13 protein-coding genes are annotated in these 13,351 nt (G+C 60.8%); 8 read left to right on the top strand and 5 right to left on the bottom strand.

What is annotated here, in order from left to right:
• Window positions 1-86: 86 nt before the first annotated feature.
• On the top strand, window positions 87-2,435 hold the full coding sequence (locus AS189_RS12070; protein ID WP_237759833.1) for a transglycosylase domain-containing protein: 2,349 nt from the start codon (window positions 87-89) through the stop codon (window positions 2,433-2,435).
• A gap of 109 nt (window positions 2,436-2,544) precedes the next feature.
• Window positions 2,545-2,973, top strand: coding sequence for a universal stress protein (locus AS189_RS12065; protein WP_062289200.1), 429 nt, complete (start codon window positions 2,545-2,547; stop codon window positions 2,971-2,973).
• A 56-nt stretch (window positions 2,974-3,029) separates the two neighbouring features.
• Here AS189_RS12065 and AS189_RS12060 read toward each other — a convergent pair whose 3' ends face one another.
• Complete coding sequence (locus AS189_RS12060; protein ID WP_129587261.1) at window positions 3,030-3,662, bottom strand: hypothetical protein; 633 nt, start codon at window positions 3,660-3,662, stop codon at window positions 3,030-3,032.
• 321 nt (window positions 3,663-3,983) lie between these two features.
• Here AS189_RS12060 and AS189_RS12055 point away from each other — a divergent pair, with 321 nt between their 5' ends.
• Both AS189_RS12055 and AS189_RS12050 read left to right on the top strand, forming a co-directional pair.
• On the top strand, window positions 3,984-4,529 hold the full coding sequence (locus tag AS189_RS12055) for an AMIN-like domain-containing (lipo)protein (RefSeq protein ID WP_062289195.1): 546 nt from the start codon (window positions 3,984-3,986) through the stop codon (window positions 4,527-4,529).
• A gap of 175 nt (window positions 4,530-4,704) precedes the next feature.
• Window positions 4,705-6,963, top strand: a complete 2,259-nt coding sequence (locus AS189_RS12050) for an HNH endonuclease signature motif containing protein (protein WP_082634259.1) — start codon at window positions 4,705-4,707, stop codon at window positions 6,961-6,963.
• Window positions 6,964-7,078: 115 nt separating this feature from the next.
• Here AS189_RS12050 and AS189_RS12045 read toward each other — a convergent pair whose 3' ends face one another.
• Both AS189_RS12045 and AS189_RS12040 read right to left on the bottom strand, forming a co-directional pair.
• Window positions 7,079-7,501, bottom strand: a complete 423-nt coding sequence (locus tag AS189_RS12045) for a pyridoxamine 5'-phosphate oxidase family protein (protein WP_129587260.1) — start codon at window positions 7,499-7,501, stop codon at window positions 7,079-7,081.
• A 7-nt stretch (window positions 7,502-7,508) separates the two neighbouring features.
• Window positions 7,509-8,573, bottom strand: coding sequence for a LacI family DNA-binding transcriptional regulator (locus AS189_RS12040; RefSeq protein ID WP_062289184.1), 1,065 nt, complete (start codon window positions 8,571-8,573; stop codon window positions 7,509-7,511).
• A 380-nt stretch (window positions 8,574-8,953) separates the two neighbouring features.
• Here AS189_RS12040 and AS189_RS12035 point away from each other — a divergent pair, with 380 nt between their 5' ends.
• The 4 genes from AS189_RS12035 to AS189_RS20770 are packed head-to-tail and all read left to right on the top strand — an operon-like array spanning window position 8,954 to window position 12,439.
• Window positions 8,954-10,087, top strand: a complete 1,134-nt coding sequence (locus AS189_RS12035) for a Gfo/Idh/MocA family protein (RefSeq protein ID WP_062293561.1) — start codon at window positions 8,954-8,956, stop codon at window positions 10,085-10,087.
• 2 nt (window positions 10,088-10,089) lie between these two features.
• Window positions 10,090-11,331: a dihydrodipicolinate synthase family protein gene (locus AS189_RS12030; RefSeq protein WP_062289181.1), complete on the top strand. Its 1,242-nt coding sequence runs from the start codon at window positions 10,090-10,092 to the stop codon at window positions 11,329-11,331.
• Complete coding sequence (locus AS189_RS12025) at window positions 11,328-12,254, top strand: sugar phosphate isomerase/epimerase family protein (protein ID WP_062289177.1); 927 nt, start codon at window positions 11,328-11,330, stop codon at window positions 12,252-12,254. Before AS189_RS12030 ends, AS189_RS12025 begins: the two co-directional genes overlap by 4 nt.
• 29 nt (window positions 12,255-12,283) lie before the next feature.
• Window positions 12,284-12,439, top strand: coding sequence for a hypothetical protein (locus AS189_RS20770; protein WP_237759832.1), 156 nt, complete (start codon window positions 12,284-12,286; stop codon window positions 12,437-12,439).
• Here AS189_RS20770 and AS189_RS12020 read toward each other — a convergent pair.
• Both AS189_RS12020 and AS189_RS20255 read right to left on the bottom strand, forming a co-directional pair.
• Complete coding sequence (locus tag AS189_RS12020) at window positions 12,436-13,158, bottom strand: AAA family ATPase (RefSeq protein WP_062289175.1); 723 nt, start codon at window positions 13,156-13,158, stop codon at window positions 12,436-12,438. The genes AS189_RS20770 and AS189_RS12020 overlap by 4 nt on opposite strands.
• The gene (locus AS189_RS20255; protein ID WP_160320827.1) at window positions 13,155-13,313 is read right to left on the bottom strand and encodes a hypothetical protein; all 159 of its coding nucleotides are present in this window, start codon (window positions 13,311-13,313) and stop codon (window positions 13,155-13,157) included. The genes AS189_RS12020 and AS189_RS20255 overlap by 4 nt, the downstream gene beginning before the upstream one ends.
• Window positions 13,314-13,351: the final 38 nt, after the last annotated feature.

Below are 13,351 nucleotides of genomic sequence, written 5' to 3'. Positions count from 1 at the left end.
CACAGCAACAGCGCAAGCAGCTAACGAGGGGAATGCATATGGCCCAGGTCTCACCATCACGTCCCGGCCCCCAGAACGCGTCACACATGAAGGCACCAGTGAAGGGCGGCCAATTGGGATCGGGGATGGCTCTGGCCCAGTTGGGGCGCTACTTCCTTATTTGTGCCATTGCCGGGACCTTGGTGGCTGCCATGTTCATGCCAGCAGCAGCCATCGCCACCACGGCGATGCACAGCGCCGATGACTTCATTACCAACGCGCCACTGACACTGGACTTGGCAGCCCCTCCTCAGACCACCAAGATTCTGGCCGCCAACGGTGCCACGATCGCAACCTTGTACGCCCAGGACCGTCAGGTTGTCGATCTAAAAGCGATGTCGCCCTTTATCAAGGAAGGCATCGTCTCTATTGAGGACTCCCGGTTTTATGAGCATGGCGGCGTGGATCCCACGGGTATCCTCCGGGCTCTTGTGGCCACAGCCAACGGTGGCCGGCAGGGCGCATCTACCATCACTCAGCAGTATGTGAACAATGTGCTAATCGAACAGCTCGTTGCCGATGGCAAGACCGATCAAGCCAAATTCGGGATGGACAAGACCGTCGCTGACAAGGTCAATGAGATGCGTTTGGCCATCAGTGTAGAGAAGACCAAGTCCAAGGATGAGATCCTGGCGGGCTACCTCAACATCATCTACTTTGGAAACGGTGCGTACGGTATTGAAGCAGCAGCCAAACTGTACTTCAACACCACAGCCGCCAAACTGACTCTTCCGCAGGCCGCATCGTTGGCTGGCGTGGTCAATAATCCCAACTTTTACGATCCCATCACTCAGCCCGAAAACTTGGTAGACCGCCGCAACGACGTGCTGGCCAAGATGTTGGTACAAGGAAAAATCAGCCAAAAAGACCACGATGCCGCCGTCAAAACACCCATGACCCTGCACGTGACCAAGTCAGCCCAGGGGTGTGCTGCAGCGTCCATGGCCCCGTACTTCTGCGACTACGTACAGCAGCTGATCCTCAACGACAAGGCCTATGGCGCCACGGTGGAAGAACGCACCAAGATGCTTTACCAGGGCGGATTGACCATCAAAACCACTCTGGATCCGGAACTACAAAAGGTGGCCCAGGACCAGGTCAATGGCACCATCTCGGCGACGGACCCGCTCCAGCGTGGTGCCGCCGTGGTCAGTGTCCAGCCCGGCACCGGGAAGGTGCTCACCATGGCTCAAAACACCATCTACAACCCGACTGCCCAAGACGGAAACTACATGGGCAACTTTGCCCTACCCGTCAACGATGCCAACGGACAGTCCTTGCATGGTGCCGGCGGCTTCGCTATCGGTTCCACTTTCAAACCCTTCGTGTTTGCCGAGTGGCTCAACAGCGGCCACTCCATGATGACCTCCATCAACGGTGCCGTTCGGGAGTACCCTGCAGGATATCCGTGGAAGAACTCCTGCGGTTCAACCACCGGCTCCTATGACCCAAACGTGCCCGGCGAATCCTTACTCCCCAACGACGGACCCAATGACTACCATTCCATGACGGCATACCTTGGGTTGGCCACCTCCATCAACACGGTCACGTTCCAGACGGCCACGGCACTGGACTTCTGCAACATCCAGAAAATGGCCACGGCGGCAGGGGTCAAGGACGGGCACACCAACCTGCCGTATGACGTCTCCGACAGCTCCAGCCTGATCGGAACGCACGATGTGGCGCCCATCGACATGGCTACGGGGTTTGCCACCTTCGCCAACGGCGGCGTACGCTGCAGCCCCATTGCCCTGGCCTCCGTCACGGATGCGGCAGGAACCAAATACGACGTTCCCGGCGCCGATTGCCAGCGGGCGATGAGCCGGGAAGTTGCCGCCGGCGTGACCCACGCCCTGCAATACATGCTTACCAACGGTTCCGGCTACGCCATCCCCCTCAACAACAAGGACTCCTCCTTCGCCAAGACCGGAACCACCGACGGCAATATCCAGACCTGGACCATTGGCGCCAACTCTGGCATAGCCACGGCCGCCTGGTTTGGCAGTTACAAGGGCAACGACGACAAGTACATCAACCAAGACCTCACCGTCAACGGCGTCTACTACCCCAACATTGACGGAAACCAGCTGGCCGGCAGCAACTGGGCTGCCGTCATGAACCAGGCCGCCCAGAACCCGTCCCTGGCACCTCAACCTCTGGTGGAGCCGCCGGCAAGCATGCTGGCACCCACGGCACCGTACATAGCGGGCGTCAACGATCCGAAACCAGGCGATTTCTCGGTGCCTGTGCCGGACAATCAGCAACTGAATGAATCACCCGCCCAGCCTTTACAAGCGACCTTGCCCGCTCAGCCAGCTGAACCAGCTCCTGCGCCAACACCAGCGCCGGCACCTGCCGCAACAGTTGAACCGAGCAAGGCCGCGCCGGCACCCTAATGACGGCCCAGGCATGTCGTTGTTGCCTTCCGGCGTCCAACTACCTCAATTGAGTTTTCTAGGGTTGAATTGGGGCATCAGTAAGTGCCCGCAGCCGTAAGGAGAAACCGTGTCTGAAGCTACGTCCCAGGTCCGAATTGTTGTTGGTGTGGACGGCTCGGCCTCCTCCGTCAATGCGCTGAAGGAAGGCGTCAAGCTGGCGGCAGAATTGGGTGGGGTGGTAGATGCCGTCGCTGTCTGGGAACTGCCGGTAAAACATGTGGCCTATGCAGCCATGGGCATTGGTAGCTTTGAAGAGGGCGCTCAGAAGGTGCTCAACGATGCCTTGTTCCAGGCCTTCGGCGAGAACGTTCCCGCCACCGTTTCCGCCCGGCTCGTGCAGGGCACGGCAGCAAGCACGCTGTCCTCCGTGTCGGAGGGAGCGCGGTTGCTCGTCGTGGGACGGCGCGGCCACGGCGGCATCATGGGACTGCTGCTCGGATCGGTCAGTGCCGCCGTGGTGAACCAGTCACCCGTTCCCGTGCTGGTTGTTCAGTAGCCCTGCTCAGTAAGCCTGTTCAGTAGCCGGAACCACCCCCACCTCGCAGATAGCGCTCACCCGCGCTGATAGCGGCGAGCGGAGTCCTCCGCCGTCTTCAAAGCAGCCGCCAGCTCGCTGACGGCACGCTGGTAGTCCGCAACGCCGTCGTCCATCACGGCTGGACACCCAGTGCCCTGTACACGAGTGCCCGGTCCAAAAGTGCCCAGATCAAGGGCCTCCACTGCACGCTGCTGCAGCCGGGTTGCGGCATTAATCGCCCGGATGAGCGCGGAGGTCTGGGGAACGCTGACATCGCTCATGGTGGGGAAGTCGATGGCGGCACCCGGATCGAGTTCGTACCGACTCCATTGCGCAATCAGATTTTGGTGACGCTGAGCAATCGCGGTGACGGCGGCTGCCAGCTCGGCTCGGTGACTGGTGAGCGCGGCGATATCTGCAGTGCGGCGGCACACCACATGCGTGGCAATCGCAGTTCCGGCGGCCAGCAGAACCAGCGCACCGGAGAGGACCCTGCTGGTCATCGCCGGGATCAGCAGCATCGGCGCCAGAACACAGAGCCCCGTAAAGACGTACCAAAAGGTGGCATCGGGATCGTCGTGGCGGTGGGCGCGCGAACCGGCCAGCCCCACGGTAGCCACCGTGGTCACCACGACCAGCGCTGCAAGAACGAGGATCATCATTTCCATCGACCTCCCGGTGTGGTGCCCGCTACTGTTGGGTCAGCTTCGTCCCAACCGACCAGCCTGGCCGCTGACTGGACGTCCTGGCCAGACCATCTGAATATGGTCATACTCCATTTGAGGCCGGTTTCAGTCGTAGGTCAAGGGTGGCCGTGAATCACGAATCAGCACCTGCAGATATATAGGTAACGATTCTTCGTTCACCACCGGCCGCCATAACAGTTCAGCGGAATTTCTCGCCAAACCACTCAGTTGGACCTCGTAAGCGCTTAATGTGAAATTACCCAAATCTCGGGTAATTCGTCACTTTCAAAGAGGGTGTTTCCCATGAAATACATCAAAGCATGGCTGGCCGTTGTGGGGCTGCTGGCCGCATTCATTCTTGTCGCACCGGCGCCGGCGCAGGCAGCGCCATATTGCGGCATCACGTGGGGCTCGATGGCCAAAACGGCCGGCACTGGTTCCAGCGCCACGGTCAGTAACGTCCGTGCCGGAGCGCATGCGTGCTTCGACCGCATGGTGATCGATGTCAACGGCCACGCCAACGGCTACATTGTGCAGTACGTGTCTGTTGTTCAGCGTCCTGGCAGCGGTCAAGCTGTTCCCGTGCGCGGAGCGGCCGATCTTCAAGTCACCGTTCTGGCTCCCGCGTACACCAGCACTGGATCAGCTAGTTACAATCCCGCCAATCGGAATGAACTCTTCAACACGGCCGGTTACACTACCTTCCGGCAGGCAGCGCTGGCGGGCAGCTTCGAGGGGCGCACCACGATTGCCTTGGGCGTCCGGGCTCGGCTCCCGTTCACCGTGTTTGTCCTGGACGGGCCAGGTAACACTTCGCGCATCGTGATCGATGTGGCCCACCTCTGGTAGGCACTATCCGCCACTTTCCGTATTTCCTAGGTGCCGCCGTCGTACTTTTTCAAGTACGACGGCGGCACCTGGTTATCCCTCTCCACTCACCAACAATGATGCTTTCTTAGCATATATATTCGTGAAGTTTATCATATCTATTGCACACGCCATACATTAGTTCTAAAATTGTGGTATGGGCAATTCGATGGGATTCCCGATGAATCGGGAGAACGCATCCGCCACAGCAACTGTGGCGGACCTCATCGCCGGCCTCACCCTTCCCGTCATTGAACCACTGGCCTCTGACATTGAGCCCTTGCTCGGCTTGCCGCCACTGCCACCTCCGGAAAACTTAACTTTTCCGCACGCCGGCCCACACTCGGGAACCCAACTGGGATCACAGCGTGGATCGCAGATTGAGGGCGTCAGGGGATTGATGGACAGTTATGGTGACGCCATCGCGGCCATGCGCAGGCACCAGAATCAGTGCGCCGCCCATGTTGCCGTCCTGGTGGAACGCCTCGATTCCCTATCCGTAGTGGAGGGCGGGCTGGTGGCTCTTGATGTGTGGCAGAAGGGTGGGGCCTTGGCTCAGATTACCGCTGAACTGGCCATCATCCTCCACGTGGGTGAAGGCGCGGCCGGGAGGTTGATCGAACAGTCGGTGACACTGGTTCGGCAGCTACCGGCCACCATGGAGGTGCTGTCCGCCGGTGAGTTGTCATGGGAGCATGCTGTGATCATTGCCGAAGAGACCAGCTTGCTGCGCTCAGCCCATGTGGCTCAGGCAACCATCGATGCCTTCGAGCAGAGACTGCTGGAGCACGCTGCCAACAAGACGCCTCCAAGCTTTCGCTCCGCGGCCCGCAGATTGCGCGAACGCAGCTACCCGGAGACCATTACATCGCGTACCCGGCACGCCTTCGCCGAGCGAAGTTTGCGAGTCACACGCGGGCAGGACGGCATGTCATGGCTGAGTCTTTATGCACCGGCACCCACCATCGAAGCGATCTGGGATCAATGCCACTTCACGGCGCAGGCCGCCCGCGGTCCTCACGAGGGCCGTACGCAGACACAATTGCGTGCCGACGTGGCGGCCGCCCTGCTTTTGCGGCAGAGCATGGACCAAAACGGCATCCACAGTCCCGCCACTGTTCCTGTGCCTGCTCGTTCAGACGAGTCGGATGATCTGGCTGCCAGTGACAGTACTGACTCCAGAGTGAGGACCGAATGCGGCGAATCTGGCGGGGAACCCATCAACGAGTCCGGCAGTCCTGAACAGTACCCGTGGTATCTCCAGCCGGAACCTAATCCTTGCGGAGAGGGCGCGTTCCCCGATCCCAACCGCCGGGCAGCTAGCTTCAGTCCCTGTCAGATCCCAGATTTTGATGATCCCAACTACAACGACCCCGCTTTTCAGGAACCTGATCGCCGCAACCAGCCTGAGTGGAACGGCGCGGCCCATCTTCCGGCCTTGACTCCAGCTGGAACTAGTGCCAATACCGGGCTCTGGCCGAACAGCAGCAGCGCAAGCTTCTTAGGCGAGGTGACGGGGCGGCACAGAATGTTCGCCAATGACATGGGAACCTGGCCGCCCCTGCCACAAGTAACACCCATCGTGTTGATCCCTGCCCTGTCGCTCCTCGGGGGCACCAATGAACTCGCATGGATGGAAGGTGCCGGACCCATCAGCATGGAAGTTGCCAAACGCCTGGCCTCCCAGGCAAGCAGCATGCTCCGGGTTCTGGTTGACCCCATCAGCAATGAACCCCTCGACATTGCGCCAGACCGGTACCGGATTAGCCAAGCAATGCGGACGATGCTCCGTATTACGGAAGAATATTGCCAGTTCCCGGGATGTTTGGCCAAGGCCATCACGTGCGATGTTGACCATGTAAAAAGCTTCGAAACGGGTGGGCGGTCCATCTACAACAATCTAGAGAACCTGTGCTCGCACCATCATTTGCTCAAGCACTTCAAAGACGACAAAGATCGGCACGGGAAGCGGCGCTGCATCGATGAACCGGAGCGCCAAGACGTGCGGCTTCGTGGCTGGACGCCATGTGTGGAGAACGATGGCAGGGTTTCCTGGACCTCGCCCTCTGGCAGGTACTGCCCACCAAATCTGGAGGAAAAGCAGCCACCGGCCTACCCGAAATGGTTGAAGAAGCTGATAGCTCGCGCGGTGAACCGCCGCGGGCGGAGCCCGGAGTACGTGCCGGATCAACTGCGGGAAACCGAGTTGGCCCAAGCCTTTTCACTGGCTCTCGAAGAGGCCGTCGCCGCCGCCCTAGCCCGCGCAGCTGATGTCGAGGAGACTTGGGACCCCGACAATCTGCCCGAGCCGCCCGCACCGACGCCTTACGATGAGGAAGACGATGAGATCCGGACACAGATGGCCTTCGAAACCGCCCGCAGGAATCCGCATTTGGGGCTACCGTACGCCGCGTAGATCCTCGCTCCCCTCGACCAAAGTTGGGCTCGGGCACTGCAGGGTTCAGGCTCAGTAGGATTCAGACTCAGTAGGGTTCAGACTCTGCAGGGTTCAGGCTCTGCAGGATTCAGAGTCAGTACCGCTCGGGTTCCGTACCCAGCTGGAAGCGGAAGCCTCGAACACTATTCGGGACGATTTCAACGAATGTGTACTTCAAGGTTTGTAGCCACGGCGTGAGGGGGAGTTCGCTGACGGCGTCAATCTCCGTTTGCGATTCCAAGACACGGGCGGTGCCCTTGAGTACCACGCTCCACGCTTCATCCTCTGCCAAGCCATCAATCTCAAACGCCACGGAATCGTTGATGGTCAACTCGGCCAACTTAGTGCCAGGGTTGGTTCGCATCAGGAGTTTGCCGTCGTGGGCGAGGTAATTAATAGGGAAGATGTCGGGCTGGTTGCCCACGCTGAGGGCTAGCCTTCCAAAGCTCGTGTGTTCAAGGAAGCGCCAGGCTTCATCATCGCTCATGATCTGACCGGGTCTCTCGTCTGTACTCATGCTGTGATTATGCCCCATCGAGCGCACTAGTGGGCGTTCCCGCACTTTCGCGTAGGACGACTGCTCCGGTAACCCGTGATTCAAGGGCCGATTCCGGCGCCAATGCCAGCCCTGCCGCTAGGCGCCCCATTTCCTGAAGTGGCAGTTGGTAGGTGCTCAGCCCGGGGGAGTAGTCGCGCAGCGTCGGAATGTCATCGAAGCCTGCCACCTGCACATCATCCGGGACTCGCAATCCCCGGGAGCGCAAAGCAGTGATGGCACCTAGAGCCATGACATCGTTCGCCGCCAAGATGCACAGCGGCGATTCCGTTGACCTCGCTCCAGCGATGATCCCCAGAGTGTCGATGAACTCAAGCGTGGCATCGAAGCCACCCTGGCTCGAGAACTCGCCACCTACAACAGCCAACGGCTCTAGCCCGCGGCGCTCCAAAGCACTGGTGAATCCCTCAACTCGCGATCGTGCCGTGTTGCGTTCGTGAGGTCCGGACAATATGACAAAGCGGCTCAGTCCACTGGTCACCAAAGCATCCACCAGGTCACGGGCTCCTTCAAAGTTGCCCACCGTGAGAACCTTGGCTCCGGGGATTGAAGTGTCACCTAGAGTGACAACTTTTCCGCCGTTCTGGATGTAGCGCCCCAGATTCTTGGCAAGAACCGGGTCCTCCTCTAAGAACCGGGAAGTGGCCAGAATAATGGCATCGGTTCGGTAGGAGATAAAAGCTGTTACGGCAGCAAGTTCGGCACTGCGCGGCGTGCCATCTTCGCCACCGAGGTCGGTTCCAGCTAGTAGCACCTGATGCCGTGATTGGAGCGCTACCTCCTGCACTCCGTGGGCGATTGCCGAGAAGTAGGGATCAGCGATGTCGTGCACCACCAAGCCGACCAGACCTGTCGTCGAGCGTGCCAGTGCCTGAGCTTGGGCGTTAGCAACATAGCCCAGTTCTTCAGCGGCCGCCTTGACTCGTTCGGTGATATCGGGAGCTGGACTCCGTGCGGAACCGTTCAAAACTCGTGAAGCAGTGGCCAGCGACACGCCAGCATGGCGAGCAACTTCAGTGAGATTAACAGGCACAGCGGTTCCCTATTCCTTACATGTATTGACGCGGCGAAGATTTGACTGTCGAAAAGTTGTTGACCGTCCAACGTGTTGACTGCCCAAAGTATTGACGGCTCACATTCAGGACCGGCCAAAGTGAGCCGACCTTGTGAACTCGTTGACCCAATGATATGTTGAACCCACCTTGGAAAGCGCTTTCCAAGTTTCAGGCCACGCCGATCCCTCCGGCTCCCGTTATCGACACACCACTCAGGAGCAACACCATGACTCTTACCGCATCCACCGACCAGGCAGCTGCTGCAACCGCAGGCAACGACGCCGCCCGTCCTGAGCAAAACAGCACTGGACGCAACAGCACGGAGTCAGACAGCAAGCAGCGCGTCATCCGCATCGCCATGAACGGCATCACCGGCCGCATGGGCTACCGCCAGCACCTCCTGCGCTCCATCCTGCCCCTGCGCGATTCCGGCCTCACGCTGGAAGACGGCACCAAGGTGGCTATCGAGCCGATCCTTATTGGCCGCAACGAAGCAAAAGTACGTGAGCTGGCCGAGCTGCACAACGTTGAGCACTGGACCACAGACTTGGATGCGATTATCGCGGACCCCACGGTCGACGTCGTCTTTGACGCCTCCATGACCAGCCTGCGTGCCGCCACCTTGAAGAAGGCCATGGCGAACGGCAAACATATCTTCACAGAGAAGCCCACGGCTGAGACGCTCGAAGAGGCCATCGAACTGGCGCAGATCGGCAAGGACGCCGGCATTACCGCAGGGGTTGTGCATGACAAGCTGTACCTCCCGGGCCTGGTCAAGCTCCGCCGCCTAGTTGATGAAGGCTTCTTCGGACGTATCCTGTCCATCCGCGGCGAATTCGGCTACTGGGTATTCGAAGGCGACCACCAGTCCGCCCAGCGCCCGTCCTGGAACTACCGCAAGGAAGATGGCGGCGGCATGACCACCGATATGTTCTGCCACTGGAACTACGTTCTTGAAGGCATCATTGGGAAGGTCAAGAGTGTCAACGCCAAGACAGCCACGCACATCCCCGCCCGCTGGGACGAGGCAGGCAGCGAGTACAAGGCAACGGCCGACGACGCCGCGTACGGCATCTTCGAGTTGGAAACCCCGGCCGGCGAGCAAGTCATTGGCCAGATCAACTCCTCCTGGGCAGTGCGCGTCTACCGCGATGAGCTCGTGGAATTTCAGATCGATGGCACTCACGGTTCCGCCGTTGCCGGCCTGAACAAGTGCGTGGCTCAGCAGCGCGCCCACACACCCAAACCTGTGTGGAACCCGGATCTGCCCGTCACCGAATCCTTCCGCGACCAGTGGGCTGAGGTCCCCGCCAACGCCGAGCTGGATAACGGCTTCAAGCTCCAGTGGGAGGAATTCCTGCGCGATGTTGTTGCTGGCCGTGAACACCGCTTCGGCCTGCTCTCGGCAGCTCGTGGCGTGCAGCTTGCCGAGTTGGGCCTGCAGTCCTCCGCCGAGCGCCGCACCCTGGACATCCCGGAAATCGAGCTCTAATCATGACTCTTTCAATCACCCTTCCGCTGCCCACCGGTGAGCTCGAATCACTGGCGCTGAACCCGGCCGGCCCATGGCGCAAGCCCACTGCTTTGATCACGTCGCGCAAGGTCTACGCCGCCGCACACGTCACCCCGAAGGTCCTAGGCAAAAACGTTCCCGGCGCCCCGGCTGACATCGATTGGGATGCCACCTTGGCCTTCCGCCGCGAGCTGTGGAGCTGGGGTGTGGGCATTGCCGATGCCATGGACACCGCACAGCGCGGCATGGGCCTGGACTGGGCCGCCACCCAGGAACTCATCAACCGCTCGGCCACCGAGGCTGCAAAGATTGCGACGCCGGAGCGCACCGTGCGTGACCTGCTTGCTTGCGGGGCGGGAACAGACCAGCTGGACCCGGCCGACGTCGAGTCTGGCGAAGCAGGACTGGCAGCAGTGCTGGCCGCCTACCGTGAGCAGATCGCGGTCGTCGAGGCCTCCGGGGCGAAGGTCATCATCATGGCCTCGCGCGCTCTGGCCAAGGTTGCCAGCGGCCCCGAAGACTACCTGAGCCTCTACGGCACACTACTCACCGAGGTCAAGGAACCCGTAGTCCTGCATTGGCTCGGCCCAATGTTCGATCCTTCCTTGGCTGGCTACTGGGGAAGCGACAACGTCGCCGCAGCCACCGACACGTTCCAGCAGCTCATCGGGGCGCATGCCGCGAAGGTTGACGGCGTGAAAGTTTCCCTGCTCGACGCCGGACACGAAGTTGCGCTGCGGGCCAGCCTTCCCGAGGGCGTGCGCCTGTACACCGGCGACGATTTCAACTACCCCGAGCTCATTGCCGGCGATGGAGAGCACTACTCGGATGCGCTGTTGGGCATCTTTGCCGCCATTGCCCCTGCCGCGTCAACCGCCCTGCAGGAGTACGACGCCGCCCGGCCGGCCGTGGCGCGTGCCATCCTCGATTCCACGCGGGATCTTGGGCTGCACATCTTTGAGGCACCCACGTACTTCTACAAGACAGGTATCGCCTTCCTCGCCTGGTTGAACGGCTACCAGGCTGGCTTCCAGATGATTGGCGGTCTGCACTCCGGGCGCGACCTCAACCACCTGGTCAAGCTGTTCCGTCTGGCCAACACGGCGGGGCTGCTGCTTAATCCCGAGTTGGCAACAACACGCATGGCTGGTTACCTGAACGCTGCTGGCGTCGCATCGGCGGCCAGCGTGGAGTCTGCTGTTCTGGAAGGGGCCGGCGCATGAGCACCTTTGAAAAGCTGTCCATCAACACGGCCACCATCAAGAAGGCCTCACTTGCCGAAGCCCTCGACCTCAGCGTCGCGGCAGGCTTGAAGCACATTGGCCTGTGGCGCGACAAGGTGGCCGAAGTGGGCCTGGAAACAGCAGTCGAGATGGTCAAGGCGTCCGGCCTGCAGGTGTCCAGTCTGTGCCGCGGCGGCTTCCTGACCGCTGCCGACGGTGCCGGCCAAGCCGCTGCGCTTGCGGACAACAAGGCGGCCATTCTGGAGGCCAAGGCTCTGGGTACCACCGAGATCATCATGGTGGTGGGCGGCCTGCCTGACTTCAGCGTCTCGCCCGGTGCCGTGGACCGCGCCGCTGCTAGTGCCGCCGGTGACTCTGATGGCGAGGCAAGCGCCGTCGTCGGTGGCAAGGACATTGTCCTGGCCCGGCAACGCGTGGCCGAGCGTCTCGCCGAGCTGGTGCCGTTTGCTCTGGAACACGGTATCCGCCTGGTGCTGGAGCCGCTGCACCCCATGTACGCCGCGGACCGGGCGGTGCTCTCAACCCTGGGCCAGGCCCTGGACTTGGCGGCCACGCACCCGGTTGCGGCCGTCGGTGTCGTGGTGGACACCTTCCACGTGTGGTGGGATCCGTACCTTCAGCAGCAAATTGCGCGGGCAGGAGCAGAGGGCCGCATTGCCTCTTACCAGGTGTGTGATTTCAACTTGCCCATCGCCGCCGATGCGCTGCTGTCCCGCGGATTCATGGGCGACGGCGTGATTGACTTTGCCTCGATCGGTGCGTGGGTGGCCGAGGCAGGCTACACCGGCGTGGTGGAGGTGGAAATCTTCAACGAGGACATCTGGAACTTGCCGTATGCCGAGGTGGTTGACACCGTCAAAGCACGCTACGCCGAGCTCGTGGAGCCGCATCTGGGCGCGTAGCCATTGCCAAGGAAGCCGCGAATTTCCATGTGGGGCTGTTCCCGAATTCAAGCATCGCTGAGATTGCCCCGGGTACTCAGAGGCTCAGCGGCTCGGACGCTGCGGGAGCACAAAGAGCAATGAAGGCCATGATGGGCAAGAAGAAGCTCATCATCGCCGAGCTGCAGGCCGCGTACGACGGTTAAATGTATTTCAGGAACCGCTGCGGCGCGTCCATGAAGGATCGCCAGTTCCGCACGAGCTCAAGGTCTTCCCAGACGTTGGGCCGCAGACCCCACGGTCCCACCTCGTAAATATCCGCGCCCGGCAGGGACGCCAACATGGGGGAGTGCGTCGAGAGGATGACCTGAGAGTCCCCGCCGTCGACCAATTGCGTCAGCACGCTCAGCAGCGAGAGGCAGCCGGAAAAGGACAGCGCGGATTCGGGCTCGTCGAGGATCCACAGGCCACCGCCGCGGAAACGGTTGAGGATCAATTCCAGGAACGACTCGCCGTGCGACATGCCATGGTAGTCACTGTCGGGCCTGCCCATGGAGGGGTTGTCTGCCAGGTATGTGAAGAAGCCGTGCATGGTTTCTGCGCGCAGGAAGTAGCCGTACTTGCTGGATCCGGGGTTGCGGGTGAGTTTCAGGCCCGAGTGAAGATCGGATTCAGTAGTTCGGCTGTGGTGCATGGCTCCGGTAGACCCACCCTCAGAATTCACCCCGTACGCCATGGCGATTCCCTCAACCAGCGTTGATTTGCCGGAGCCGTTCTCGCCCACGAAGACGGTGACTGGGCCCAGATCAAGCCCCTCGCGCAGGATCTGCTGCACCGGGGCCATTGTTGCGGGCCATACATCTGGGTTCGGTGGGTTGAACGGGTCCACTCCCACGTGGGTTACCGGCGTCTGGCCAAACATCATGGGGCTGCCTCTTCCTTGGGTGTGGCTAGTCCTTCCACAAGCACGACGGCGGGTAGCTTGCACAGTTCTGTCGGCGCTGCTTTGCGGGTGGTGAGAACGGTGGCGTCGGCAAGGACTTCTGGCAACATCAGAGTTGTTTGATCAGCGCTTGTCATGGTGCCATCCTGCCAGCTGGTCTCTGGGATACTGGCCA

Origin of the sequence: Arthrobacter alpinus, assembly GCF_001445575.1 — a bacterium.
In the GTDB taxonomy this organism is placed as follows: Bacteria; Actinomycetota; Actinomycetes; order Actinomycetales; family Micrococcaceae; genus Specibacter; species Specibacter alpinus_C.
The sequence above is the reverse complement of the archived record's forward strand: the minus strand, read 5'-3'. Positions and strand labels throughout refer to the sequence as shown.